Here is a 24,689-nt window from a genome sequence, read left to right as displayed (position 1 = left end):
ATTTTCAGGAGAGACGATGAAACGCATTTCTTACCCGCTCGCCGCCCTGGCGCTGCTCGCCCTGTCGCTGTTCGGCGCGCCCGCCGCGCTGGCGCAATGCACCCGGGTCGCCCCCTGGATCGATTCCGGTTGCGATCCCTGCGGGGTGGGCACGGCGCTGGGGCGGGTTAACCTGACCAGCACTTACCTGCAGCCCGTCGGCACGCCGCTGGGCACCAGCGTGTTCGATCTCACCTCCGGCACGCGCTATCCCGATCCCAACAAGGTGTTGTATGAATGCGACGCCGGCGACGCGGGGCAGATCTATGAAGTCTTCGCCACCAACGGCGACGATCGCGTCGGCGGCTATTACGATCTGGGCGCTCAGGACGGTAACCCCAACTACTACGCCACCTACTTCCCCTACGTCGGCATCCGCCTGACCCATCTGGATTCCGGCAAGGTTTTTACCCGCTACTGGCAGTCGGCGCCGATTACCCGCTACGCCACCGTCGGCAGCAAAATTCAGATCCGGGTGAAAGACTTCAGCGCCATCCGTGCCGATTTGATCCGCATCAGCTCGCTGCCGGGCGCGGGCGCCAGCAACTACTGCGGCTACAGCGCCGGCAACCCGCTGGTGGGCATGGCCTCGACCACCGGCAATTCGAACTATACCTGCACGCAGCCGAACGGGTATGTCACCTTTCAGGGGCCCGGCATCGCCTCGGATCCTATCGGCAGCGACTCCGCCACCAACTACGCCACCTGGGGCACCGGGCGCTGGAACGCGATGGGCATGGGCACCGCACCGCTCTCCTCATTGACCTATACCGCCACCTGCGTGGCGCGCAACGTTACGCCGCTGGTAATCCTGCCGACCATATCCGTCAGCCAGTTGACCGCCGGGCAAACCTCACAGGCGCAGTTCACCATCAATATCGAATGTGACAATGCCGCCGTGTCCGGCGTCAGCAGCAACAATACCGCCCTCGGCCTGCAGGTGCCGTATGAAAGCTATGTCGCGGCGCAGCAGCTCGGGCTGGTCAGCGCCAACGGCGGCGTGAGCTACCTGCTCTCCAGCGGCTACGGCACCGACAGCAGCGTCGCCACCGGCGTGGGCATCGCGCTCGCCAACGCCGGCAACGCCGCGCCGATGAACTTCGTCGGCTGGGCGCGCTGCAGCGCCGGGCAATGCCCGCAGGGCAACGACGCCGGCTGGTACCCGGTGCTCAACGGCGCCAGCGGCGGCGGCAGCACCGCGGCAGGGTTTACCCACTACACCACCCAGCTCACCGCCACGCTCGCCCGGCTGCCCGGGCAAACCGTCACCGCCGGCAAAGTGGACGCCAGGGCCTACGTCTGGGTTAAGGTGCAATGATGAGAAAGAAATATCTGACGATGGGATGCGCCCTGCTGCTGGCGCTGGCGGCCATGGGCGCGCAGGCGGGCATCATCGCCTCCGCCACCCGGGTGATTTTCCGCGAGGGCGACACGGAAAAAACCCTGATGTTGCTCAACACCAACGGCTATCCGATCGTGGCGCAAACCTGGGTCGATAACGGCGACGTCAACGCCGCCCCCGAACTGTCGCGCGCGCCGTTTGTCACCCTGCCCAGCGTATTCGCCCTGCCGCCTTCGGCGCTGAAAGGGCTGCGGATCCTGTTTGCCGGCGCGAACCTGCCCACCGACCGGGAGTCGGTGTTCTGGCTTAATCTGTATGAGATCCCGCCCAGCCAGCCGACCAGGCCGCCGCTGACGTCGCACGTGACGCTGGCGATGAACACGCAGATGAAAATCTTCTACCGCCCCAAAGTGCTAAAGGGAAACGCCGAAAACGCGGCCGAGGCCGTCTCGTTCTCGCTGCAAAAATCGCCGGGCGGCTATCTGCTGCGCTGTCACAACCGGTCGGCGTTTTATCTCTCCTTCGCCCGCATCGCCGTGCAAACCGGCAGGCGCGATTACCCGGTGCGGCAAGAAAGCGACATGATGACCGCGCCGTTCAGCATGCGGGATTATCACCTCGACGGCGTTGCGGCGCCGGCGCTCCCTTCTCAGATCACCGTTCAGGCCACCTTCATCAACGACCAGGGCCAGCAGATCGTCAAGTCATACACAGCAACCCCATAACGATAAAAAGCAGTACATTTTTTTAAGTACAGGAAATAGGGAAAAATGAGTCTAAGCAGATTCCAGCTACAGTTTCACCTGGAGAAACAGGCCAACAACATCAGGCAGTCACCGGCATTTCATACCGCCATCGTCAAACACGGGGAATTATTGAAGGAGACCTACAAGAAGCATCCGCTGTTTTACAAAATCATCTTCAGGAACAGCCGGTTCATCATTTGTTCCACCATCCTGTCCATTTACTACCACCAGCCCGCCGCCGGGCTGAAAGACATCAAAGCCTTTTTTAAAGGGAAGAACATCATCAGCGAGAACTCCCTGGACTCCTTTCTGTTCTTTTTGCGGGTCGGCCGCCGGCTGGAGGTCAAACCCTGTGAACATGACAAGCGCCAGCTGCGCTATAAGCCTACGCCGCACGCGCTGGCGGAAACCCAGGCGCTGATCGCCTCGATGGCGCGGCCCTACCAGGCGCTGGCGCCACAGATGCCTATCGCGGCGCTGCTGGCGGCGCCCGACTTTCTGCCCACCTTTTTCGCCGCCTACGGGCAGCTGATGCTCAAGGAGATTTACCTGATCGATCTGGTGCCGCAATCCGGGCTGTTTATCAGCAAGGACGCCGGCCACATGGTGCTGCTGATGCTGCATATCGAAAGCATCCGGCAGGACTCCCCCTTTCTGCTGCTCTCCTCGGCGAAAATCGCCAAGTCGTGCTCCGTCTCACGCGCGCACGTGAATCGCATTCTGCAGGCGGCGGAAAAATCCGGCCTGCTGACCACCACCAATAACGTGGTGATCGAACTCAACAGTTCGTTCTTTATCATGGCGGAGCGCTATTTCAGCCTCTATTTCGCGATGGTCGAATTCGGGCTTGAACGAGTTTGGCACACGCCGCAGGCCACCGAGCCCCGCTGAGCCGTTTACCTTTCCCGCAGCACCCGATCGATCAACCCCCAGGCCGCCGCTTCGTCGGCGGTCATAAAGCGATCGCGATCCAACACCCGTTCCACCTCTTCGTAGCTGAGGCCGCAATGTTTGGCGTACAGCCGGATCACCGTGTCTTTGGTGCGTTTCATCTCTTCGGCATGAATCAAGATGTCGGAGGCCTGCCCCTGAAAGCCGCCCAGCGGCTGGTGCACGTGCAGGCTGGCGTTGGGCAGCGCCATGCGGTGCCCCGGCTCGCCGGCCATCAGCAGGAACGACCCCATCGAGCGCGCGGTGCCCATGCACAGCGTATGCACCGGCGCGCGGATATACTGCATGGTGTCGTAAATCGCCAGCCCGCTGGTGATCACCCCGCCCGGCGAGTTGATGTACAGGTGGATCGGTTTCTCCGGGTTTTCCGCTTCCAGAAACAGCAGTTGGGCGCACAGCATTTCGGCCACGTCGTCGTTGACTTCGCCATTGAGGAAAACGATCCGGTCGCGCAGCAGGCGCGAATAAATATCAAAGGAACGTTCTCCCCGGCTGGTCTGTTCCACCACCATCGGGACGAGCATCATCTTCTCACGCATCGGTGAACTCCTGGGTTGGCAAAAGGGAAATGAATTTAACGCGTCAGGCGGCGAGCATCATCGTCACCGAACCGTCATTGGCGGCGTCGAGCTGGTGGATAATCCGCAGCAGGCTGCCGCCAGCGGCGTCCGGCACTATCTGCAGCGTCACCACGCTTTCAAGGAACGGCGGCCGGTCGTCACGCAGACGATAGCTCACCGCTTCGCCCGGCGTGGCGGCCAGCGGTTCGGCCTGCGCCAAATCCCCCGGAGGCAGCCACTGCTCGCGCAGCTCGGGAATGCTGAGCGCTCGCCACACTTTTTCCGGCGGTGCATCGAGCGAATACTCCAATATCAGCCGATCGCGCGGCGGCTGCTCAGCCTGTTTGTTCATTGATCCATATCCTTCAGCAAGGTTTGCAACGCGTCGATGCGCGCCGGCCACCAGGCGCGGTACTTCGCCAGCCAATCGGCGATCTGCGCCAGCCCTTCCGGGTCGACCTGGTAATTGACGAAGCGCCCCTGCTTCGTCTCGCGCACCAGCCCGGCATTGCGCAGCACCGCCAGGTGTTGCGACATCGCGGACTGGCTGATGGGCAGCCCTTCGCGCAGCGCGCTGGCGTTCATGCTGCCGACGGCGAGCTTGTCGAAGATGGTGCGGCGAGTCGGATCGGCCAGCGCCTTGAAGATGTCATTTTCGTTCATACAAATACATTAGTATTCACTTATGTATTATGCAAGCGCCAGGGCAGGATTTTTGCGCAAAGCGAGACTCCGCGCCGGGGCACGGAGCCGATAGGGGAGAAATTACAGCGGTTTATTGCAAACGGGCGTGGTCAGCGCGGATTGCCCGGCCTGCGCCCCTTCCTGCGCTTCGAGCGCGAGGCGCGCCAACGGCATGTCTTCGTGGTAGCGCGCCTCGGCGCTCAGGCTTTTCGCGTAGCGGTTGTACTTCCACCAGGCGTAGCCGAGGAACACCACCAGCCCGCCGACGTTATAGAACACGATGGTCATGATGCTGGCGCCGGTCGGGAACGTCGAGGCGAAGAAGCCGACGGTGAAGATGGCGATCAGCACGCTGACGATGGCGATGCCCTGCAGGCGCGAGCCCATTTTGAAATCGCGCGCCACCCGGTCGTACTTCAGGCGCAGATTCAGATAGGCCAGCATGATGAACAGCGGCGGCAGCATCGAGGCGGCGGCGGTCATGTTGATCAGCGTGTTCATCAAATCCTGCACGCTGCTGGAACCCAGCGTTGGGATCAGCATCAGCGGGATGACGATGAAGAACTGGATCCAGGCAGCGCGCGTCGGCACGCCGTGCCGGTTCAGACGAATGGTTTTCTCGCCGAAAATGCCCTTCGGGATCTCGGTGAAGAAAATCTTCACCGGCGCCGCCGTCCACATCAGCAGCGAGCCGAACATGGCGGTGAAGGAGACGATGCCGACAAAGCGGTTCATCAGCACCGTCGGCAGGCCGAAGTGCGCCGACAGGCCTTCGAACACCTGCACCGTGCCGCCGGTGAAATGCAGGTCAGCGCGGTGGACGAACACGTTGATCAGCAGCGAAGACACCGAATACAGCACGCCGATGAACAGCCCGGAAACGATGATCACCTTCACGAAGGCGCGGCTGCCGCCTTTCACATCGTTCACGTACACCGCCACGGACTCCGCCCCGCCTGCCGCCTGGAAGATCCAGGCGGTAATGCCGAGGAACGCCCAGTTGAAGTTCGGCGTCATCGCCTGCACGTTGATCGGGTCGGCCGGCTCGATGCCGCCCAGCACCGCCGCGCCCGCCAGAACGATGTAGGAAAACGTCAGCAGCAGCATCAGCGACGAGGTCACCGAAGTCATCGGCCCCAGCAGTTTTGCGCCGCTGTTGGAGATGTAGGTCGAGAAGGCGAACAGGAAGATGCTGATGATCGCCGTGGTCAGCGGGGTAAACACGTAGTCATAGCCCAGGAACGCGTAAGAAGCGTAGGCGATGACGCGCGGCAGCAGCGCGGTGAAGAAGAACAGGTTCACGAACCAATAGGTGTAGGCGGTGATAAACGCCCAGCGCCCGCCGAGCGCGCTTTTCACCCAGGCATAAACGCCGGCCTCGGAGTTGCGGTTGAGCGAGACGAACTCGGCGATGATCAGGCAAAAGGGAATGAAGTAAATGATGGTCGCCACCAGGAACACCGGCGACGAGGCGACCCCGAGCTGAATATTGTTGTTAATCACGTTGTTGAAACTGAACACTGCCGCAAACGTCATCGACAGCAGGCCAAACTTGCCGATGGTGTTTCTGTTCGACGCAGCCATAGAGATTCTCCGAATGGTGTAGGGGACTTCGGTTTGTTGTTATCGATCGGCGAGCGCGCTATTTGTTAACAAAATAGCTGTCTTCCACCGTCACTTTTAAAATGACTTTTTTTACCTTGCCGCTTTCTGTGAAGCGGTGAGCCTGGTGGTTTTCGAAGATCGCCACGTTGCCTTTGCCGACCCGGCGTCTCTCGCCTTCGCCGCTGAAAAACTCGCGGTCGGTTTCGTCCTGATAGGGCGCCACCGTCGTCAGCGCCCGTTTGTCGGCGACCTCGACGGTCTCTTCCCCCTCAAGGTAATAGTGCACATCGAAGTAGCGGCGGTTGCCCTCCAGCCAACCGTGCTGGCGGCCGGCGCCGACGCTCAGCCGATACGTCAGCGAGTCGCCGATCGAATGGCACACGTTCGGGCTGATGCGATCGACATTGGCGATCGCCTCCATGCAGCGCAGCCACTTCTTGCCGCTGTGATAGATGCGCTGGAACTCCGCCAGGGATTCGAGAATGATCATGCGTTTTCCTCCGCAGACTGCGGGTGGTGGTGAGCGGGCGCGAAGTCATAACCGGCGAGCGCGGCGCCCTGCGTTTGCCGCCCGTCGAACGGCACCAGCGTGAAACCGTAGCTGAACGGCGCCAGATAGACCCGGTGGGTATCCAGCACTTCGGAGCCCCAGGAGTTGGAGCCGAGGCCGAGGATCTGGTCGTCCAGGTTCAGCGTCAGGCAGTCGCTCGGTGCCAGCTCGTTGATGTGCTGGGCCTGGTGCAGCATCTCGGCGCTGTAGGGCCACAGGCTGAAATTGATCGGCCGCCGCGGCTGGATGAAGATCCCCTTGCCCGCCGCGTCCTGCAAACTCAGCCAGCGCACGTCCTGCCGATTGCCGTTGTCCTGCGGGAACGGATAGTGTTCGAACAGCGCGTCGGCGCGCTGCCGGTAGTGGCCAATCAGGTTGGCCCGGCAGCTGTCACGGTAGTTCTCGCCCGGCCCGCGGCCGTAGTATTCCACCTGCTCGAAGCGGCGGCTGATGCCGAAATCGAGGCCGATTTTCGGGATAATCTGGCGGAAATCGCCGTAAGGCTCACCGGCCAGATCCAGGCTGACGTAGCCCTGCGGGGAGATGCGCCAGCGGTAGGTGCAGCGCATGCCGAAGTCGAACACCGGCGGCGCGATCAGGCTATGTACCTCGATCAGCAGATCCTCGCCCTGCCATTGCCGATTGAGGCGGCGGAAGTGCTGCTGCATGATGGGGAAGTGATGCGGTAGCCAAATCCCCTCATATTCCTGTTTATGGTTATCGATCACCGGTTTGAAGAAGGTGATGCGCGGCGCGCGCCCCACCACTTCTTCATCGTCTACCCGCCACGACAGCAGTTCGCCGCTCAGCAGCGAGAACGCCAGCTGGAACCGGCCGCCGCTGACGATCAGCCGATGATTTTCCTCGCGGCATTGCAGCACCGGCGCATCGGCCGGTGGTGGAGCCGGTCGCCGCGTCGCCGCCCGGCGCAGATGCTGATAATGTCCCAGCCGCTGGCCGCTCTCGCTGTAGCGGGTGGCGCTATCCTTATGCACCGCCACGTCGATCAGCGTTTCCCCCTGCCCCAGCGCCAACACCGGCAGGTGCATGTCTTCGCTCTCGCCCGGCTGCAGGTGCGGCAGCTTGAATTCGTAACTCGCCACCTGGCGGCCGTCGGTCTTGACGCTGACCTTCAGCGTGATGTCCGCCAGCGAGCTGAACCAATAGCGGTTTTTCACCCGCAGCACGTCGCCTGCGCCTTCCTCCGCCGTCACCTCCACCGGGCACAGCACCTGCTGGTATTCACGCAGGCCGGGGCCGGGGCGCTGGTCCGGGTAGATCAGGCCGTCCATGCAGAAGTTGTAGTTGTTCGGGTAGTCGCCGTAATCGCCGCCGTACTGGTAGCGCTCACGCCCCTGTTCGTCGTGGCTCAGCAGCCCGTGATCGCACCACTCCCAGATGTAGTGCCCCTGCAAACTGGCGTGGCGGTTAAACACCGACTGGTATTCGAACAGCCCGCCGGGGCCGTTGCCCATCGCGTGGGCGTATTCGCACAGGATGCGCGGTTTGGGGTGCGGGTATTCGCCGAAGGCGTTCATCATCGCCACGCGGGAATACATGGTGCTGATCACGTCGGTCACTTCGGCGTCGCGATCTTCTTCATAGTGGATCAGACGGGTCGGATCGAGCGCCTTGCAGCGCCGGGCCATGGCGCGAATGTTGCAGCCGTAGCCGGACTCGTTGCCCAGCGACCAGATGATGATCGACGGGTGGTTTTTCTGCGCCGCCACGTGGCGCTCGATGCGTTCGACGTAGGCCTGCTCCCAGCGCGGATCGTCGGTAATGCGGCTCAGATCGCCGACGTTGGCAAAGCCGTGGCTTTCCAAATCAGTCTCCGCCATCACGAACAGGCCATAGAGATCGCACAGCTCGTAAAAGCGCGGATCGTTGGGGTAATGGGCGGTGCGCACCGAGTTGATGTTGTGCTGCTTCATCAGCACGATATCGAGCTCCACCCGCGCCATATCGACGGCGCGCCCTTTGCGGTGATCGTGATCGTGGCGGTTGACGCCGTGCAGCTTGAGGTAGCGGCCGTTGACGTACATCAGCCCGTCGCGCACCGCGATCTCGCGGAAACCCACCCGCTGCGGCACCACGCCCAGCAGGTTGCCGGCGCCGTCATACAGGCTGAGCAACAGCTGATACAGATAGGGATTTTCCGCATTCCACTGCTGCGGGCAGCTGACCGGCAATTCGAAACGGCAGCTCAGCGCCCGCTCGATGCGCAGATCGTCGCGCCACTGCTCCGCCACGCAGCGATCGCCGTCGAACAGCTGCGCCTGCAGGCGGCAGCCCTCGGCGGCCTGCACACCGAGATGGCGCAGCTCGGCATCGATCGCCAACTGCGCGTCGCAATAGCGCTCATCGAAGGTGGTGACCAGCGTCAGATCGTGAAGGTGGGTAGCGCTCTGGCCGATCAGATAGACGTCGCGGAAAATGCCGGCCATCCACCACATGTCCTGATCTTCGATGTAGGTGGAGTCGGCCCACTGCATCACCCGCACCGACAGCAGATTCTCGCCCTGCCGCACATAGGGGCTGATGTCGAACTCGGCGCACAGCCGGCTGCCCTTGCTGAAGCCGACATAGTCGCCGTTGACGTACACCTCGAAGTAGGTTTCCACGCCGTCGAATTTGATCAGCACTTGCTGATCTTGCCAGCCGGCGTCGAGCGTAAAGTGGCGTTGATAGGCGCCGGTGGGGTTATTGGTCGGCACGTAAGGCACGTCGATCGGGAACGGGAAGCCCTCATCGGTGTACTGCAGGTGGCCGTGCCCTTCCAGCTGCCACATGCCCGGCACCGCCATATCGCCCCAGTCGTTCATCGGCTCCCGGTAAAATGCCGCGGGCACCTGCGCCGGGTGCTCGAAGAAGCGAAAGCGCCAGCGGCCGCTCAGCAGTTGGAAACGCCGGCTGGCGTTACGATCGAAGCTCAGCGCCTGCCCGGCGTCCGCGTAGCTGAAGAAGCTCGCGCGCGGCGCCAACCGGTGCTCCGACTGTTTTTCAATGTTTTCCCAATTATTCACGTCACGTCTCCCGACACCTGTGCAATGCGGAAACGATAGTAAATATTTAGTAAAAACTACAGTTGATATTTACCAAATGACGACAGGATCACAATAAATCTCAAAGGCCTTTTTTTATCATGACGTTAATTTTGAGCGCCAACGCCCCCGCCGAGGCGGGGGCCGGTCAGGCGACGGTGGTGTCGCGCAGCTGCAGCGAGCTGGGAACGAAGATCGACAGCGGGACGGCGCGCTCATCGCGCAGGCGCTCCGCCAGCAGGTTGACGGCCTGTGCGCCCATGGTTTCTGAAGGGATGCGCACCGTGGACAAGGCGGGGAAAATAAAGCGGGCGGTGGGAATGTCGTTGACGCTGATCAGCGCGATCTGCCTCGGCACCTGAATGCCGTGTTCGTGCAGCGCGCGCAGCACGCCGATCGCGATCGAATCGGTCGCCACCAGCAGCGCCGGCGGATAGCCATTCTGGCTCTGCAACATCGCTTTCGCGCACTGGTAGCCCGACTGGCTGCTGAAATCGCCGTGGTAAATGTCCTGCGCTCGCACCACATTTTGCTGCCGGCCATACTCGACGAATGCCTGCTCGCGCTGGTCGATGCCGGCCGGATGGTCGCGCCCGCCGATAAAGCCGATGCGCTGATAGCCGCGGCCGATGAAGTAGTCGATCACCTTGCGGCTGATCTTGTACAGGTCGACATTGACGCAGTCGAACCGCTCATCCTCCACCACGCCGTCGATGAACACCACCGGCGTTTCCTGCTGCCTGAGCTGCTCATACAGCGCGGGCTGTGGCCGGCCGATCACCAGCAGGCCGTCGGCCGCCGGCAGCGCCTTGTCGCCGTTGCAGTCGTAACCGGCGCTCAGCGCCACGCCCAGCTTTTCGCACTGCGTCTCGATGCCGTAGCGCATCGCCAGGTAATAGGGATCGTTGATCTCCACGCCCTGCGTATAGGTGAACAGCGCGGCGAAATGCAGGCGTTGCCCGCTTTGCCGTTTGGAAGGCGCGATCTTGTATTCGAGGCGTTCCGCCGCTTCCAGGATCTTCTGGCGGGTTTGCGCCTTCACGCTCAGGGTGGGGTCGTCATTCAACACGCGCGAAACGGTGGCGACGGACACATTAGCGGCTTCAGCAATTTCCTTCAGTGTGGCCATAGAGTCCCAATGCACAGACGAAAAACGGTAGCTTAATCGGATAGCGCCGCGGCGTACAGCGCCACTCGCGACCTCTCCTTCCCAGACCAGGCCAGAACACGCTCATGCCAGCCGTTGCCGGGCGCCTGCAGCGAAAGATACCCATTTCACCCGCTGTGATCAAGTTAACGATTTACTGATTAAAGCATATTTTTTACTAAATATTTTACTAATATACCTGCCGTTTACCGTCCCGCCGGGGCGGTTTTTTCTCCCAGGGAGCCGGGAGCGACCTCGCGTGAGCCGCCGCTCGGCTGACGTTCCGATCCACCCAACACCAGGCCTATGCCCCATGAAATCACTAAGCCATCACGCCCTGTTGCCCTTGTTGCTGCTCGTTAACGCGCCCGCCTGGGCGGCGCAGGAATCGGTGACCCCGGCGGAGCGCAATCAGCTCCCACCGCCGCCGCTACCCGATAGCGCCGCGACCGTCCTGCGTTTTTACGGCGAGCTCGGCATCGGCGGCAGCGTCTATTTGAACGGCGAACATCAGCATAAATACAGCGACGGCACCTATATCGAAGGCGGCCTGGAGATCAAACGGGGCCACTGGTTCGGCCTGATTTACGGCGAAGGCTGGACCGTGCAGGCGGACAGCCAGGGCCACGCCTGGACGCCGGGCCACGGTTGGGGCGGCTTCGAGGGCGGGTTGAACCGCTTTTACGGCGGTTACCGCACCGACGACGGCACCGAGATGATGCTCAGCGTGCGCAACGACTCGTCGCTCGACGACCTGCAATGGTGGGGCGACTTCACGCCGGAATACGGCTACGTGATCCCCAACACCCGCGATCTCAGCTACGCCGCCAAGCTGCAAAACCTGACCGGGCGCTTTCGCTACAGCGTGACGGCGGCGCCGGAAAGCCGCATCGACGAGAGCAAGGCGCTGCTGCACTTCGGCAAATACGATCGCTATTCCGACAAGTACACCTATCGGGCGATGATCAACGGCTACACCCAGTACGACCTGCAGGACAATCTGACGCTGCTGAACGGCCTGGAAGTGACCGACGGCCTGGGGCAGCTGTTTTTGCTGGGGCTGCGCGGCCAACACCTGGCCGGCCGCGTCTGGCACCACACCGGCAAAGGCGACAGCGGCGGCCATTCCGGCAGCGAGTCGGGCCTGATGCTCAGCGCGATGACGGAAACTGCCAAAGGGCTGTATCTCTCCACCGCCTACAGCTACGCCCGCCACCGGTTTGATAATGCGGCGGATACTGCCACCTCATACGCCCAGTGCGGCGTCTGGTATGAATACGCCGGCGGCAAGCTGGCCACCGCGCTGGACAGCAAATTCTTCATGCGCAACGACAGCACCGGCGCCAGCAACTCGGTGTTCCTGATGCAATATTTCTATTGGTAACCGTTGAGGCTCCTACGATGAACATGACTCCCCTGACCCCGCTGGCCACTGCCCTCACCCTCGCGCTGACGCTGACGGGCTGCGCGCCGAAAACGCCCGACGCCGACGCCCCGTTGGCCGAGCGCTATAAAAACGTCATCGACCGCCGCGGCGCGCCGCACTTTATGCTCGATTATGATTTCGACGATCACCAGCGCTTCAATCCGTTCTTCGATCTCGGCGCCTGGCACGGCCACCTGTTGCCGAGCGGGCCGGAAGGCATGGGCGGTTTCCCCGGCCCGGCGCTGCTGACGGAAGAGTACATCAACTTTATGGCCAACAATTTCGATCGGCTCAGCGTCTATCGAAACGGTAAACCGGTGCATTTCACCATGACGGCCTACAGCCTGCCCGGTGCCCTGGTGCAGCGGCTCAGCGCGCCGGGCGTGGCCGTCAACCTGACGCTGCGCTTCGCCGCCGCGCGCACCTCGCTGCTGGAAACCCAAATCCTGACCGACACGCCGCTGGAGCTGGTGTGGGACGGTGAATTGCTGGAGCGCTACGCGGCCAAAGAGCAAAAACCGCAGCCGCCGGCGACCCTCGAGCAGGCATTTCCTGACTACACGCGCCGCATTGTGCCAACGGCTGACGGCCTGCGCGTCACCTTCGGCAAAGTGCGCGCGCCGTCGCAGCTGATGACCTCCGGCCAGTCCGAGTATCAGATCCACAAATCGCTGCCGCAGCGCACCACGGTCGACGGCCATCGCTTCCGCGCCACGGCGCGCATCGCTGGCTCCACCACCCTGTACACCACCTACTCGCACCTGCTTACCGCCGAAGAAGCGCGGCGCGAACAACGCGCCATCGCCGACATCCTCGCTCACCCGCAGCGCTATATGGCCGCGTCGGCCCAGCGTTGGGAACGCTATCTCGCCACAGGGCTCAGCAACCCGCACGCCACGGCGGAACAAACCCGCGTGGCGGTCAAAGCGATGGAAACGCTCAACGGCAACTGGCGCGGCGCCGCCGGGGCGATGAAGTTCGACTCGGTCACCCCCTCGGTGACCGGACGCTGGTTCTCCGGCAACCAGACCTGGCCGTGGGACACCTGGAAACAGGCCTACGCCATGGCGCACTTCAACCCGGACGTGGCCAAGGACAACATCCGCGCGGTGTTCGCCTTCCAGATCCGGCCGGGCGATGCCCTGCGCCCGTGGGACGCCGGTTTCCTGCCCGACCTTATCGCCTACAACCCCAGCCCGGAGCGCGGCGGCGACGGCGGTAACTGGAACGAGCGCAACACCAAGCCGAGCCTGGCGGCCTGGGCGGTGATGGAGGTGTATCGCGTCACCGGCGATAAGGGCTGGCTGGCGGAGATGTACCCGAAGCTGGTGGCCTACCATGACTGGTGGCTGCGCAACCGTGACCACAACGGCAACGGCGTGCCGGAGTACGGCGCAACCCGCGACAAAGCGCACAATACCCCCGACGGACGCATGTTGTTCACCGTCAAACGCGGGCAGCGCGAGCAAACGCTGGCCGGCCTCGACAATTACGATCGCATCGTGCGCGAGGGGCAGTACGACAGCATCGAGATCCCGGCGCAGACCGCCGCCTCCTGGGAGTCGGGCCGCGACGACGCGGCGGTATTCGGCTTTATCGATCCGGATCAATTGGCGCGCTACCTGGCGCAGGGCGGCAAACGCGAAGACTGGCAGGTGAAATTCGCCGAAAACCGAGCGCCGGACGGCACGTTGCTCGGCTATTCGCTGCTGCAGGAGTCGGTGGATCAGGCCAGCTACATGTACAGCGACAACCGCTATCTGGCGGAGATGGCCGATATTCTCGGCCACGGCGCCGAGGCCGCCGCCTTCCGCGCCAAAGCCGACCGGCTGGCGGCCTACATCAACACCTGCATGTTCGACAAGCACAGCGGTTTCTTCTATGACATCCGCATCGAAAAGCGGCCGTTGGCCAACGGCTGCGCCGGCAAACCGATCGTCGAACGCGGCAAAGGGCCGGAAGGCTGGTCGCCGCTGTTCAACGGCGCCGCCAGCCAGCCGCACGCCGATGCGGTGGTCAGGGTGATGAAGGATCCGCGCGAGTTCAATACCTACGTGCCGCTCGGTACCGCGGCGCTGACCAATCCGGCGTTCGGCGCGGACATCTACTGGCGCGGCCGCGTGTGGGTCGATCAGTTGTATTTCGGCCTCAAGGGCATGGAACGCTACGGCTATCGCGACGATGCGGTGGCGATGGCGCAGGCTTTCTTCCGCCACGCCGACGGCCTGGTCGCCGACGGGCCGATCCGCGAGAACTACAACCCGCTCACCGGCAAGCAACAGGGCGCGCCGAACTTCTCCTGGAGCGCGGCGCACCTGTACATGCTGTATAACGACTTCTTCACGCAATAAGCCGCAGCGGCCACCGCCATCGTTGCCCGGCGGTGGCCCGCGTTTATGAGCGGATCGGGATCACCAGCACGTCGATATTCAGCTGGTTGATGGCGTTGCGGGTGGAAGAAAACAGGTTGCTCCACAAATCGTGGTGGTGGCCGAACACCAGCAGATCGATATTCTTGTCCACCACTGCCGTGCGCAGTTCGTCAACAAAGCCGCCGCGCCCGATAATCACTTCCGTGATCGGATAATTGACGTTTTGCGTGGTGGGTTCCAGCTCTTTGCGGATCTTCTCTTCGAACGACGCGCCCTCATAGCTGTGCTCCGAAAAGCCGATTGCCGCATGGTAAGTGTCGTAGTGGACGTCCACATAGATCAGCGAGAGTTTGGCCTTCAGCGCCTCCGCTAACAGCGCCCCCTTTTCGACCAATCGTTTGCCGTCATCGCTCAGATCGGTGGCGATGACAATATGGTGGTAACACATAGCGCCTCCTGTCATGGACTCGGTAGAGCCGAGGCTCCGATATCACGTCAGAGTCATATCGTTATGGTTAATTTTAGTTCAGAAACGGCGCGCGCGGCGGGAGAGATAACGGCGGGAAAGCCCCGTTTCCGGGGCGGAAGGGAGAGATTACTTTTCGCGCTGCGCCTCAAACCAGACGTTGCACAGCGACAGGATCAGCGTGTTGGCGTCTTTCACCAGCACGTTATCGCCGGGCACCCCATCGGTGCCCTGATCGGTAATGCCTTTGATGACGGTATCCGCGTGCTGAATGGCCACGCGCTCGACCGACGGCGTGCTGATGCCCAGCATCGGGAAATCGATGTAGGAACTGCTGCCGGAATTGTCCTCGACGAACTCCTGCGCTTCTACGGTGCTGACGGTGGCGCCTTCGCTTTTCAGCGCCGTGCCGTTCCAGCTGAATGCATCCGCCTTATAGCTGATTTTACCGCCGATCAGGCTCTGCGCCTGCTGTTGATCCCAGCAGCCGGTGGTCTGAGTCGGCACAATTTTACTGACGCGCCAGTTGCCCAGCAGCTGTTTGGGGATCGGCCCGGTATCGCTCTCCGCCGCCCGAACCTGAGTCGCCGAGACGCAGGCCAACACCACCAGCGGCAGCAGCGCCTTGCTCCAAGTGTTCAATCGCATTGTTTTTTCCTTCGTTTCAGTACCCAGTCTGCCCTCGCGGGCCAACGGCTATCATAATAAGCCCGCCGATTCGCCGTCAAAACAATCCGCACCGCGCCAGGCGGCGGCCGCTCATAGCTAATCGCTATGAGTCATAGTGAATCAGTATTTTGTTTTATCCCGACGCTCACCTACAGTCACTGCCACTATTCTGCCAACCAAAATTAGCAGGCAATGTTGACAAGGACCCTGGGAAAATGACATTTACGCTGAAAAACCTCACCCTGGCGCTGGCCGCCGCCGGCACGCTGCTGCTGACCGCCTGTGGCCCGACGGCACAGGACGATCACCACATCAAGGTCGGCATCAGCGCCGGCATCGATCAGTCGCTGTGGGCGGTGGTGCAAAAGGTCGCCAAGCAGAAATACGATCTGGACGTGGAGGTGGTGACCTTCAACGACTACGTGCTGCCAAACGAAGCGCTGAATAACGGCGATCTGGACGTCAACGCCTTCCAGCACAAGCCGTATCTCGACAAGCAGATGCAGGAACGCGGCTACAAGCTGGCGGCTGTAGGCAACACCTTCGTCTACCCGATCGCCGGCTATTCGAAGAAGATAACCGCACTCAGCCAGCTGCCGGACGGCGCGCAGGTGGCGGTGCCGAACGATCCGACCAACCTGGGCCGCTCGCTGCTGCTGTTGCAAAAACAGGGGCTGATCACTCTGAAAGACGGCGTCGGTCTGCTGCCGACCGCGCTGGACATCGTCGGCAACCCGAAAAAGCTGAAGATCGTCGAGATTGAAGCGCCGCAGCTGCCGCGCGCGCTGGACGATCAGAAAGTGACGCTGGCGATCATCAACACCAACTATTCCAGCCAGATCGGCCTGTCGCCGGCCAAGGACGGGCTGTTTGTCGAAGACAAAAACTCGCCGTACGTCAACATCTTCGCCAGCCGCATCGACAACAAAGACAGCGAGAAAGTGAAGGATCTGGTCAAGGCCTATCAGACCGATGAAGTGGCAGCCAGCGCCGCCGATATCTACAAGGGCGACGCCGTCAAAGGCTGGTAACCCTCCCCCGCATGCCCGTGGCGCCCGCCACGGGTTTTTCATTTCCGCCCTCCGCCGCACCGTTCAATTTTCGCCCACTCAGATCACAAATCAAGCACGGCGCTTTAGGTGAATAAAGCTGCCATGTTGTATACAAGTTTGCGTAAATGTTTTCTATTTGTTTCAAAAAACCGCTGGGGAAAATAATGAAAAATAGAAAAATCAAAGCGTTGCTTGTTACCTGCGCCGTGGTCGGCGCCGCGTTGCTGGCCATCGCCGGTAAAGCGGAAAACGCCGATAAAACCTTCCTCTCCGTCGCCACCGCCTCCACCGGCGGCACCTACTACCCGATGGGCGTCGGGTTGGCCAACGTCTGGAGCAACCGGCTGAAACGCCAGGGGATACAGGTCACCGGCCAATCCTCCGCCGGTTCGATCGAGAATATCGACCTGCTGCAAAAAGACGAGGCGCAGCTGGCGATTTTGCAGAGCCTGATCGCCGTCGAAGCCTATCAGGGCGTGCGCAACTTCGACGGCCGCGCCTACGGCGATCTGCGCTCCATCTCCATGCTGTGGCCCAACGTCGAACACTTCGTGATGCTGGAAAGCCGGGTGAAAGACGGCACGCTGAACGATATCGCCGGCACGCGCTTTTCCGTCGGGCCGCAGGCCAGCGGCACCGAACAGTCGACGATGATCATCCTGCAGGGCGTTACCCTGACCAAAAAGTCGCTGTCGGCGGAATACCTCGGCTACGGCGATACGGTTTCCGCAATGCGCGACGGGCGCCTGGACGGCGGCGCCCTGCCCGCCGGGGTGCCGGCCGCCGCCGTCACCGACATGTATGCCAGCGGCGTGCCGGCACGCATCCTGGAAGTCACCGACGAACAGCTGGCCAGCATCAACGCTATCGCCAATTCCTGGTTCCGCTTCGACATCAAGGCGGAGACCTACCCGCGCCAGCCCAAGGCGATCGCCACCATCGCGCAGCCCAATATTCTGGTGGCCCTCAGCCGGCTCGATGAAAAGCTGGTGTACGACCTGACCAAAACGATGTTCGAGAACCTGCCGGAAGTGCACCAGGTGCACAGCTCGGCCAAATACATCTCGCTGGAGAATGCGCTGAAAGGCGTTTCCGTGCCGCTGCACCTCGGCGCCTATCGCTACTACCGCGAAGCCGGCGTCGAGATACCCGATTATCTGATCCCGCCGGAAGCCGCCGCGCTGGCCGCCAACCCTTAATCCAGGAGGACGTATGAGCACTCACCCTTCTTCACCGCAGCCCGCCGTCGATCTGGACAAGGAAGCCGGCGCCGGCAACCGGCCGCTGAGCGGCATCTATTTGCAGCTGGCAACCGTCCTGGCGATCGCCATTTCCGCCTATGCCATCTACGCCAACGCGCTGTCCAACACGCAGGAGTTCTACCGCAACACCACGTTCCTGAGCGGCATTCTGATCCTGGGCTTTATCCTGTTCCCCTTCTCGGCCCGGCACGCCACCCGCAGTTTCAACCGCTGGGACTATCTGTTCATCATCCTGACGCTGGTCAGCTACGGCTATTTCTACGTTAACTACGTCGATCTGCACGTGGTGCGCAAGAGCATCCCCAACGCCACCGATTATGTGATGGCGGCGATCGGTATCGGCGTGCTGTTCGAAGCCGCGCGGCGCACCACCGGCTATTTCATCCCCGGCCTGGCGAGCTTCGCCATCCTCTATGCGCTGTTCGGGCAGTACTTCATGGGCATTTTCGGCCACGGTGGCTTCTCGGTGGAACGCCTGCTGTATCGGCTGTTCATGACCAGCGAGGGGATTTTCGGCATCACCCTGTCCACCGCCTCCACGGCCATCGTGGTGTTTATTCTGTTCGGCGCCTTTCTCAGCGTCAGCGGCGCAACCGCGCTGTTCAACGATCTGGCGCTGGCCGCCGCCGGACGCCGCCGCGGCGGCCCGGCCCAGGTGGCGGTGATCTCGTCGGCACTGACCGGCTCGTTGAGCGGCAGCGCGGTGGCCAACGTCGCCACCACCGGCACCTTCACCATTCCGCTGATGAAAAGCATCGGGCTGTCGTCCCGCTTCGCCGGCGCCGTGGAAGCCACCGCCTCCACCGGCGGCATGATCATGCCCCCCATCATGGGCGCGGCGGCGTTTATCATGGCCGGCTTCCTCGGCATCTCATACACCACCATCGTCATCGCCGCCATCGTGCCGGCGCTGCTCTATTACGCCGCGCTGATCATGGCTATCGACCTGGAGGCCAAGAAACAGGGCCTGAAGGGCATCAACAAGGAGAACATCCCTCAGGTGCGCGCGGTGCTGAAGGCGCGCGGGCTGCTGCTGCTGCCGCTCGTCATCGTCATCGGCACGCTGCTGCTGGGCAAAACGCCGATCTATGCCGGCTTCCTCGGCATCATTTCTATCATCGTCGCCAGCTGGCTCACCCCCGACAGTTCGGTGCGCATGACGCCGAAAAAAATCGCGCTGGCCTTGAACGACGCGGCGCGCGGCTCGATCCAGGTCACCATCGCCTGCGCCGCCATCGGCGTGATCATCTGCGTGGTGACCATGACCGGCATCGGCTCCACGCTGGCGTTCAACATCGTCGCCATGACCGACAACACCCTGTGGATGATCCTGCTGGTGGTGATGCTGGTGTGCATCGTGCTCAGCATGGGGCTACCCTCCACCGCGCTCTACATCGTGGTGGCGGTCACCGTGTCGCCGATCCTGATCAAAGCCGGCGTGCTGCCGCTGGCGGCGCATTTCTTCGTGTTCTGGTTCGGCGCGTTGTCCAACATCACGCCGCCGGTGGCGCTGGCCAGCTACACCGCCGCCAGCATCGCCCGCGCCGATCCGATGCAAACCTCGTGGGACGCGGTGCGCCTGGCGCTGCCGGGCTTTATCATCCCGTTCATTCTGGTCTACAACCCGATGCTGTTGATGCAGGGCGACGATCTCAACCCGCTGTCGGTGCTGCATATGGTGATCAGCGCGCTGGTGGGGATCTACGCCCTGTCGATCGCCAGCGCCAATTTCTGGCTGATGAAGACCCACTGGCTGGAGCGGGTGCTGTTTACCGCGGCGGCGATTTTACTGATCAAACCGGGCCTGATGACCGATCTGGGCGGCGCGGCCCTGATCGCCGCCGCCGCCGCCATGCACCTGCTGCGCTATAAACAGCGCGCCGCGCTGCCGGGAGGCGCGTCATGATCCGCAAGGTCACGCGCCAGAAAGCCTCTCATCAGGTGCTGGCGCAGTTGAAAGCCGGCATCAACGACGGCACCTTTCCGGTCGGCGAGAAGCTGCCGTCGGAAAACGTGTTGGCGGACGCGTTCGGCGTCAGCCGGGTGCCGGTGCGCGAGGCGCTCGGCGTGCTGGAGGTCAGCGGCATCATCTCCTCACGCCAGGGCGGCGGCCACCGGGTGGAACAGCATTCGCTGCTGAGCAAATACGAACCGCTGGTGATGGAGGTAGCCGATCGCCGCGAGGTGGAAGCGCTGCTGGAAATGCGCGAAGTCATGGAACAGCAGGCGGCGCGCATGGCCGCCGAGCGCCGCACCGAACAGGAGTTGCAGGCGATCGAACAGGCGCACCTCGCCTTTCGTGACTGTACGCTCAACGACGGCCAGATCGGCTATCGGCAGGACTACCTGTTCCACCGCGCCATCATGCAGGCTTCGCATAACCCGTTTTTCGTGCAGATCCTCGATAACATGCACGAGCTGTATCTGGGGGTGCTGGTGTACTCGCTCAGCAAAAACCTAGGGCGGCAGGCCGAGCGCCAGCGGGTGATCGACGAACATGAGCGGGTATTTATCGCCATTCGCGACGGCGATGCGGCGGCGGCCACCGCCGCCATGCAAAGCCATCTGAACAACGTACGCGGCAAATTACGCCGCCTGGAAAACGAGGAGCAAGAGCCGTGATGTACGACGCGATCGTTATCGGTGCCGGCCTGGTGGGGCTCGGCGTGGTGAATGCGCTGCAGGAAGCGGATCCGCAGCGGCGCATTCTGATCCTGGAAAAAGAGCGCGGCCCGGCGGCGCACCAAAGCGGCCACAACAGCAACGTGGTGCATTCCGGCATCTACTACACGCCCGGCAGCCTGAAAGCGCAGTTGGCAAAACAGGGCAACCGCAGCATGTTCGCCTTCTGCCGCGAACACGACCTGTATCACGACCAATGCGGCAAGGTGATTGTCGCCACCCAGCTAAACGAACTGGATCGGCTGGAGAACATCTATCAGCGCGGCCTGCAAAACGGCCTGCAGGTCACCCGGCTGTCGCAGGCGCAGCTGCGGGAGCGCGAACCGCACGTCAATGGCCTTGAAGCGCTGCTGGTGCCCGACGCCGGTATCGTCAACTACGCGGAGGTGGCCGCCAAGCTGGCGGAGATCATCGTGCGGCGCGGCGGCGAGATCGCCTACGGCCATCAGGTTGAGGCCATCCACGAACACGCCGCCGGCGTCACCGTCACCGCCGCCGGCGACTCCTTCGAGGGAAAACTGCTGATCAACTGCGCGGGGCTGTTCAGCGATCGCATCGCCAAACTGGCCGGTTACGAAACCGGCATGAAGATCGTGCCGTTCCGCGGTGAATACTATGTGCTGGACGACGCGAAAAACCACCTGGTCAACCATCTGATCTACCCGGTGCCCAACCCGGATTTCCCTTTCCTCGGCGTGCATTTTACCCGTATGTATAACGGCAAGCGCGACGTCGGCCCCAATGCGGTGCTGGCCTTCAAACGCGAAGGCTACCGCAAATGCGACTTCAGCCTGCGCGATCTGAGCGAGGTGCTCGGCTATCGCGGCTTTTGGAAAATCGCCGGCAACTACCTCGGCGAAGGGCTGGCGGAAATGCGCCGTTCGCTGTCGCGCCGCCGCTTTGCCGAGAACGCCCGTCGGCTGATCCCGGCGCTGCAGGAGCAGGATATTCGCCCCGGCCCGGCCGGCGTGCGCGCCCAGGCGCTGACCGCCGACGGCAAGCTGGTGGACGACTTCCACTTCGTGCAGGGCCAACGCTCGCTGCACGTATGCAATGCCCCCTCTCCGGCAGCGACCGCCTCGCTGGAGATCGGCCGCGAGATCGTGCGCCGCCACCTGTCCGCTTTCTGACGCCCGTTGAGGCCACGGCGCCCGTGGCCTTAGCCGCGCTGGATGGACACCCCGCCATCCACCAGCATCGCGGTGCCGGTGACGAATGAAGAAGCGTCAGACGCCAGATACAGCGCCGCCTGCGCGATCTCCTCCGGCACCGCCAGCCGCTTCAGCGCGTGCAGTTCGGCCACCTGTGCCAATGCCTCCGGGGTATTGCTCATCTGCCGGCCCATCGCCGTATCGGTGCCGCCCGGCAGCAGCGCGTTCACCCGAATGCCGCGCCCGCCGAACTCCACCGCCAGCGCCTGCGTCAGGCCGATCAGCCCCGACTTGCCGGCCGCATAGGCCGCCGTACCGGGAAACGCCGCGGTGTGGCCGACGAAGGTGGAGGTGAAAATCACCGAGCCCGCGCCGCGCGCCAGCATGGCGGGGATTTGATATTTGGCGCCGTAGTAGGCGCTGGACAGGTTGGTTTCCAGCACCTCGCGCCACTCTGAGGCACTCAACGCCAGCGACGGCCCCAGCGGCCCCAAGGTGCCGGCGTTGTTGAAGGCGATATCCAGCCCGCCGAATTCGTCGACCGCCGTCGCCGTCAGCCGTTCGGCGAAGGCTTCGTCGCGCACGTCGCCCACCACCGCAAGCGCCCGGCCACCCTCGCGCCGAATGTCCTCCACCAGCTCCGCCAACAGCGGCTCGCGCCGCGCGCCCAACACCAGCGCTGCGCCCTGGCGGGCGAACAGCAGCGCCGCCGCTTTGCCGATCCCCGAACTGGCGCCGCCGATCACCGCCACCTTGCCGTTTAATGCGTTCATCGCTCATCCTCACACGGTCTAAAGATCCTCAGTGTGAAGCAAGATCCGGCGCCGCGCTGGCCGCAAGCGGACATGTAACTGACGCCAATAAAAAAGGCGCTGCAAGCAGCGCCCCGGCAACGCGAATCTGACGGTTAACTCACGGCCTGGCCGCATACTTCTGCATCGTGGCCGGCGTCACCAGCTCGAACGGGATCCAGTAATACGGTTCGAGTTTTTCCCCGTTGATCATGCGCTGCGCCACATCGACCGAGGCTTTGCCCTGGCCGACCGCGTCCTGGAACACCGTGACCTGCATCTTGCCGGAGGCCAGCGCCTTGAGGCCGTCCGGCGTGGCGTCGATGCCGCCGATCAGCACTTTCCTGTCCGCCTTGCCCGCCTGCTGCAGCGCCATGATTGCGCCGATCGCCATCTCGTCGTTGTTGGCGGCGACGATGTCGATCGCTTCACCGTTGGTCAGCCAGTTCATCATCAGATCCATACCTTCACTGCGTGAATAGTTGGCGCTCTGCTTCTGCACCACCTTCATTTTCGGGTACTTGCTCACCACCTGCTCCACGTCTTTGGTGCGCTGCAGCGCGCCGGCGTCGGTCAGGTTGCCGATCATCACCGCCACGTTGCCCTGATAGCCGGCCAGCCGCGCCAGCTCTTCCATCTGCAGCGTGCCGGATTCACGCTCGTCGGAGCCGACGAACACCACGCCCTGCGGCAGTTTGGCATCGCCCGGCGTGCGGTTCACGTACACCAGCGGCACGCCGGCGGCCTGCACCATTTTGGTCATCACCGGCGTGCTGGCCGAGTTGACCGGATCGACGATAATCGCGTCCACCCCGGCGCTGATAAAGCTCTGCACCTGATCGGTCTGGCGGCCGACGTCGCCGCGCGCGTCCTCGAACTGCACGGTGATGCCGCGCGCCTTGGCTTCCTTGTCGATCGCCTGGCGGATGATGGTGAGGAAGTTCTGGTCGAAATAGGCCATCGACACGCCGATGGTTTGCGCCCATGCCGGGGTAGACGCGCACAGCGCCACCGCCAGCCACAGCCCTTTCAGGTAGTTCATGATGTGCCCCCCAGGTAAAAAAAAGCCGCCGGCCAACCCTGGCGCCGGCGGCAATTCACGGCAATCAGTGTTTTTTGCGGTTGCGCCGCATGTCGATCGACACGGCGGCGACGATAATCACGCCCTTGATGATGTCCTGAATGTAAGAGTCGACGCCGATAAAGGTGAAGCCGCTTTTGATAAGGCCCAGGATCACCGCGCCGATCAGCGTGCCGGTGATGCGCCCGACGCCGCCCATCAGGCTGCTGCCGCCGATCACCGCTGCGGCGATGGCGTCCAGCTCATACGACATCCCCATGCTCGACTGGCCGCTGCTGACGCGCGCCGCCAGCACCACGCCCGCCAACCCCGCCAGGCCGCCGGCGATGGTGTAAACCGTCACCAGGTACTTATTGACGTTGATGCCGGAAACCCGCGCCGAGGTCATGTTGCCGCCGATGGCGTAGATGTATTTGCCGTAGCGGGTATGCTTGAGCGCGATATGGAAGATCACCGCAATCACCAGGAAGATGATCACCGGCATCGCCCCCTGGCCGATTGACGTGAAGCCGTCCGACAGGAAGCTGACCGGGTTACCCTTGGTGTAGTACTGCGCCAGGCCGCGCGCCGACACCATCATCCCCAGCGTGGCGATGAACGGCGGAATGCCGGTGCGGGTGATCAGGAAGCCGTTGATAAAACCGCAGACGATGCCCACCCCGATCCCCGCGCCGATCGGGATCGCCGCCGGCAGATCGAGCAGCCCCGGATACATCGGCGAGATGCTGTCCGAGGTCTGCGCCAGGCTGGCCGCCACCACCGCGGTCAGCGCAATCAGCGAGCCGGAGGAGAGATCGATGCCGGTGGTGATGATCACCTGGGTGACGCCCACCGCGATGATGCCGATGATCGCCACCTGCAGCACGATCAGCAGCAGGCGGTTCGGATTCAGCAGGAACGACTGATCGCGCATGTACCAGCCGAGGATTTCGAAGATCAGCGCGATGCCGATCATCACGATGAAGATGCCGGTATCCTTCGGCATTTTGCCGCTCAGCCCGGAGAACAGCGTTCCCTTGCCCGTTGAATCGGCGGAGAGCGGCTTCTCAATCTTTACGTTACTCATGAT

General features: G+C 62.5%; 22 protein-coding genes. 10 read left to right on the top strand and 12 right to left on the bottom strand.

Annotation, left to right across the window (positions count from 1 at the left end; all coding sequences use genetic code 11):
• Positions 1 to 16: 16 nt before the first annotated feature.
• The 3 genes from ACJ8HH_RS05595 to ACJ8HH_RS05585 are packed head-to-tail and all read left to right on the top strand — an operon-like array spanning position 17 to position 3,018.
• Positions 17 to 1,357, top strand: a complete 1,341-nt coding sequence (locus ACJ8HH_RS05595; protein ID WP_197766176.1) for a fimbrial protein — start codon at positions 17 to 19, stop codon at positions 1,355 to 1,357.
• Positions 1,357 to 2,106 carry a fimbrial biogenesis chaperone gene (locus ACJ8HH_RS05590; RefSeq protein WP_060456911.1) on the top strand — a complete coding sequence of 250 codons (750 nt, stop codon included), beginning with the start codon at positions 1,357 to 1,359 and terminating at the stop codon, positions 2,104 to 2,106. The genes ACJ8HH_RS05595 and ACJ8HH_RS05590 overlap by 1 nt, the downstream gene beginning before the upstream one ends.
• A 45-nt stretch (positions 2,107 to 2,151) precedes the next feature.
• Positions 2,152 to 3,018, top strand: a complete 867-nt coding sequence (locus ACJ8HH_RS05585; protein WP_060425000.1) for a hypothetical protein — start codon at positions 2,152 to 2,154, stop codon at positions 3,016 to 3,018.
• Between the two features lie 5 nt (positions 3,019 to 3,023).
• Here the strand turns inward: ACJ8HH_RS05585 and ACJ8HH_RS05580 are convergent, their stop codons facing one another.
• The 7 genes from ACJ8HH_RS05580 to ebgR all read right to left on the bottom strand — a co-directional run bounded on the left by ACJ8HH_RS05580 (position 3,024) and on the right by ebgR (position 10,650).
• On the bottom strand, positions 3,024 to 3,617 hold the full coding sequence (locus ACJ8HH_RS05580; RefSeq protein WP_033638144.1) for an ATP-dependent Clp protease proteolytic subunit: 594 nt from the start codon (positions 3,615 to 3,617) through the stop codon (positions 3,024 to 3,026).
• A 43-nt stretch (positions 3,618 to 3,660) separates the two neighbouring features.
• Positions 3,661 to 3,990: an SRPBCC family protein gene (locus ACJ8HH_RS05575; RefSeq protein WP_033646406.1), complete on the bottom strand. Its 330-nt coding sequence runs from the start codon at positions 3,988 to 3,990 to the stop codon at positions 3,661 to 3,663.
• Positions 3,987 to 4,301, bottom strand: coding sequence for an ArsR/SmtB family transcription factor (locus ACJ8HH_RS05570; RefSeq protein ID WP_033646407.1), 315 nt, complete (start codon positions 4,299 to 4,301; stop codon positions 3,987 to 3,989). Before ACJ8HH_RS05570 ends, ACJ8HH_RS05575 begins: the two co-directional genes overlap by 4 nt.
• 102 nt (positions 4,302 to 4,403) lie before the next feature.
• Entirely contained in the window at positions 4,404 to 5,906 is a 1,503-nt protein-coding gene (locus ACJ8HH_RS05565; protein ID WP_041034703.1) for an amino acid permease, read from the bottom strand.
• Positions 5,907 to 5,964: 58 nt separating this feature from the next.
• Positions 5,965 to 6,417 carry a beta-galactosidase subunit beta gene (locus ACJ8HH_RS05560; RefSeq protein WP_033646409.1) on the bottom strand — a complete coding sequence of 151 codons (453 nt, stop codon included), beginning with the start codon at positions 6,415 to 6,417 and terminating at the stop codon, positions 5,965 to 5,967.
• Entirely contained in the window at positions 6,414 to 9,503 is a 3,090-nt protein-coding gene (ebgA, locus tag ACJ8HH_RS05555) for a beta-galactosidase subunit alpha (protein WP_197766175.1), read from the bottom strand. The genes ACJ8HH_RS05560 and ebgA overlap by 4 nt, the downstream gene beginning before the upstream one ends.
• Before the next feature lie 166 nt (positions 9,504 to 9,669).
• On the bottom strand, positions 9,670 to 10,650 hold the full coding sequence (ebgR, locus tag ACJ8HH_RS05550; RefSeq protein ID WP_060451477.1) for a transcriptional regulator EbgR: 981 nt from the start codon (positions 10,648 to 10,650) through the stop codon (positions 9,670 to 9,672).
• Positions 10,651 to 10,981: 331 nt separating this feature from the next.
• Between ebgR and ygjJ the strand changes: the two genes are divergently transcribed.
• Together ygjJ and ygjK are read left to right on the top strand one after the other, a co-directional pair.
• Positions 10,982 to 12,052 (top strand): protein YgjJ, encoded by a 1,071-nt coding sequence (ygjJ, locus tag ACJ8HH_RS05545; protein ID WP_043147244.1) that lies wholly within the window; start codon positions 10,982 to 10,984, stop codon positions 12,050 to 12,052.
• Positions 12,053 to 12,069: 17 nt separating this feature from the next.
• On the top strand, positions 12,070 to 14,445 hold the full coding sequence (ygjK, locus tag ACJ8HH_RS05540) for an alpha-glucosidase (RefSeq protein WP_197766174.1): 2,376 nt from the start codon (positions 12,070 to 12,072) through the stop codon (positions 14,443 to 14,445).
• A 43-nt stretch (positions 14,446 to 14,488) separates the two neighbouring features.
• Here the strand turns inward: ygjK and ACJ8HH_RS05535 are convergent, their stop codons facing one another.
• Together ACJ8HH_RS05535 and ACJ8HH_RS05530 are read right to left on the bottom strand one after the other, a co-directional pair.
• Positions 14,489 to 14,914 (bottom strand): universal stress protein, encoded by a 426-nt coding sequence (locus ACJ8HH_RS05535; RefSeq protein WP_033646413.1) that lies wholly within the window; start codon positions 14,912 to 14,914, stop codon positions 14,489 to 14,491.
• A 147-nt stretch (positions 14,915 to 15,061) separates the two neighbouring features.
• Entirely contained in the window at positions 15,062 to 15,580 is a 519-nt protein-coding gene (locus ACJ8HH_RS05530) for a hypothetical protein (protein ID WP_033638133.1), read from the bottom strand.
• 236 nt (positions 15,581 to 15,816) lie between these two features.
• Here ACJ8HH_RS05530 and metQ point away from each other — a divergent pair, with 236 nt between their 5' ends.
• From metQ to lhgO, 5 genes are all read left to right on the top strand, one after another.
• Positions 15,817 to 16,632: a methionine ABC transporter substrate-binding lipoprotein MetQ gene (gene metQ / locus ACJ8HH_RS05525; protein WP_033638132.1), complete on the top strand. Its 816-nt coding sequence runs from the start codon at positions 15,817 to 15,819 to the stop codon at positions 16,630 to 16,632.
• 185 nt (positions 16,633 to 16,817) lie between these two features.
• Positions 16,818 to 17,852, top strand: coding sequence for a TAXI family TRAP transporter solute-binding subunit (locus tag ACJ8HH_RS05520; RefSeq protein ID WP_049211475.1), 1,035 nt, complete (start codon positions 16,818 to 16,820; stop codon positions 17,850 to 17,852).
• A 13-nt stretch (positions 17,853 to 17,865) separates the two neighbouring features.
• The gene (locus ACJ8HH_RS05515; protein ID WP_033653839.1) at positions 17,866 to 19,821 is read left to right on the top strand and encodes a TRAP transporter permease; all 1,956 of its coding nucleotides are present in this window, start codon (positions 17,866 to 17,868) and stop codon (positions 19,819 to 19,821) included.
• Positions 19,818 to 20,537: a FadR/GntR family transcriptional regulator gene (locus ACJ8HH_RS05510; RefSeq protein WP_033638129.1), complete on the top strand. Its 720-nt coding sequence runs from the start codon at positions 19,818 to 19,820 to the stop codon at positions 20,535 to 20,537. The genes ACJ8HH_RS05515 and ACJ8HH_RS05510 overlap by 4 nt, the downstream gene beginning before the upstream one ends.
• Complete coding sequence (gene lhgO, locus ACJ8HH_RS05505) at positions 20,537 to 21,727, top strand: L-2-hydroxyglutarate oxidase (protein WP_162091380.1); 1,191 nt, start codon at positions 20,537 to 20,539, stop codon at positions 21,725 to 21,727. Before ACJ8HH_RS05510 ends, lhgO begins: the two co-directional genes overlap by 1 nt.
• A 29-nt stretch (positions 21,728 to 21,756) precedes the next feature.
• Here the strand turns inward: lhgO and ACJ8HH_RS05500 are convergent, their stop codons facing one another.
• The 3 genes from ACJ8HH_RS05500 to ACJ8HH_RS05490 all read right to left on the bottom strand — a co-directional run bounded on the left by ACJ8HH_RS05500 (position 21,757) and on the right by ACJ8HH_RS05490 (position 24,686).
• On the bottom strand, positions 21,757 to 22,521 hold the full coding sequence (locus ACJ8HH_RS05500; RefSeq protein ID WP_162091360.1) for an SDR family oxidoreductase: 765 nt from the start codon (positions 22,519 to 22,521) through the stop codon (positions 21,757 to 21,759).
• A 139-nt stretch (positions 22,522 to 22,660) separates the two neighbouring features.
• Positions 22,661 to 23,581, bottom strand: a complete 921-nt coding sequence (locus ACJ8HH_RS05495; RefSeq protein ID WP_033653836.1) for a sugar ABC transporter substrate-binding protein — start codon at positions 23,579 to 23,581, stop codon at positions 22,661 to 22,663.
• Positions 23,582 to 23,645: 64 nt separating this feature from the next.
• Positions 23,646 to 24,686, bottom strand: coding sequence for an ABC transporter permease (locus ACJ8HH_RS05490; RefSeq protein ID WP_025160279.1), 1,041 nt, complete (start codon positions 24,684 to 24,686; stop codon positions 23,646 to 23,648).
• Positions 24,687 to 24,689 lie beyond the last annotated feature (3 nt).

Source organism: Serratia sp. CY32780 (assembly GCF_052169135.1).
Lineage (GTDB): Bacteria > Pseudomonadota > Gammaproteobacteria > Enterobacterales > Enterobacteriaceae > Serratia > Serratia sarumanii.
The sequence above is the reverse complement of the archived record's forward strand: the minus strand, read 5'-3'. Positions and strand labels throughout refer to the sequence as shown.

What these genes read in the sequence shown, in the direction of transcription:
- ACJ8HH_RS05570 (WP_033646407.1), bottom strand. Translation starts at nt 4,301, where the DNA reads ATGAACGAAAATGACATCTTCAAGGCGCTGGCCGATCCGACTCGCCGC.
- ygjK (WP_197766174.1), top strand. Translation starts at nt 12,070, where the DNA reads ATGAACATGACTCCCCTGACCCCGCTGGCCACTGCCCTCACCCTCGCG.
- ACJ8HH_RS05580 (WP_033638144.1), bottom strand. Translation starts at nt 3,617, where the DNA reads ATGCGTGAGAAGATGATGCTCGTCCCGATGGTGGTGGAACAGACCAGC.
- ACJ8HH_RS05560 (WP_033646409.1), bottom strand. Translation starts at nt 6,417, where the DNA reads ATGATCATTCTCGAATCCCTGGCGGAGTTCCAGCGCATCTATCACAGC.
- ACJ8HH_RS05535 (WP_033646413.1), bottom strand. Translation starts at nt 14,914, where the DNA reads ATGTGTTACCACCATATTGTCATCGCCACCGATCTGAGCGATGACGGC.
- ACJ8HH_RS05595 (WP_197766176.1), top strand. Translation starts at nt 17, where the DNA reads ATGAAACGCATTTCTTACCCGCTCGCCGCCCTGGCGCTGCTCGCCCTG.
- ebgR (WP_060451477.1), bottom strand. Translation starts at nt 10,650, where the DNA reads ATGGCCACACTGAAGGAAATTGCTGAAGCCGCTAATGTGTCCGTCGCC.
- ygjJ (WP_043147244.1), top strand. Translation starts at nt 10,982, where the DNA reads ATGAAATCACTAAGCCATCACGCCCTGTTGCCCTTGTTGCTGCTCGTT.
- ACJ8HH_RS05520 (WP_049211475.1), top strand. Translation starts at nt 16,818, where the DNA reads ATGAAAAATAGAAAAATCAAAGCGTTGCTTGTTACCTGCGCCGTGGTC.
- ACJ8HH_RS05495 (WP_033653836.1), bottom strand. Translation starts at nt 23,581, where the DNA reads ATGAACTACCTGAAAGGGCTGTGGCTGGCGGTGGCGCTGTGCGCGTCT.
- ACJ8HH_RS05590 (WP_060456911.1), top strand. Translation starts at nt 1,357, where the DNA reads ATGAGAAAGAAATATCTGACGATGGGATGCGCCCTGCTGCTGGCGCTG.
- ACJ8HH_RS05575 (WP_033646406.1), bottom strand. Translation starts at nt 3,990, where the DNA reads ATGAACAAACAGGCTGAGCAGCCGCCGCGCGATCGGCTGATATTGGAG.
- ACJ8HH_RS05510 (WP_033638129.1), top strand. Translation starts at nt 19,818, where the DNA reads ATGATCCGCAAGGTCACGCGCCAGAAAGCCTCTCATCAGGTGCTGGCG.
- ACJ8HH_RS05585 (WP_060425000.1), top strand. Translation starts at nt 2,152, where the DNA reads ATGAGTCTAAGCAGATTCCAGCTACAGTTTCACCTGGAGAAACAGGCC.
- ACJ8HH_RS05530 (WP_033638133.1), bottom strand. Translation starts at nt 15,580, where the DNA reads ATGCGATTGAACACTTGGAGCAAGGCGCTGCTGCCGCTGGTGGTGTTG.
- ACJ8HH_RS05515 (WP_033653839.1), top strand. Translation starts at nt 17,866, where the DNA reads ATGAGCACTCACCCTTCTTCACCGCAGCCCGCCGTCGATCTGGACAAG.
- metQ (WP_033638132.1), top strand. Translation starts at nt 15,817, where the DNA reads ATGACATTTACGCTGAAAAACCTCACCCTGGCGCTGGCCGCCGCCGGC.
- lhgO (WP_162091380.1), top strand. Translation starts at nt 20,537, where the DNA reads ATGTACGACGCGATCGTTATCGGTGCCGGCCTGGTGGGGCTCGGCGTG.
- ACJ8HH_RS05565 (WP_041034703.1), bottom strand. Translation starts at nt 5,906, where the DNA reads ATGGCTGCGTCGAACAGAAACACCATCGGCAAGTTTGGCCTGCTGTCG.
- ACJ8HH_RS05490 (WP_025160279.1), bottom strand. Translation starts at nt 24,686, where the DNA reads ATGAGTAACGTAAAGATTGAGAAGCCGCTCTCCGCCGATTCAACGGGC.
- ACJ8HH_RS05500 (WP_162091360.1), bottom strand. Translation starts at nt 22,521, where the DNA reads ATGAACGCATTAAACGGCAAGGTGGCGGTGATCGGCGGCGCCAGTTCG.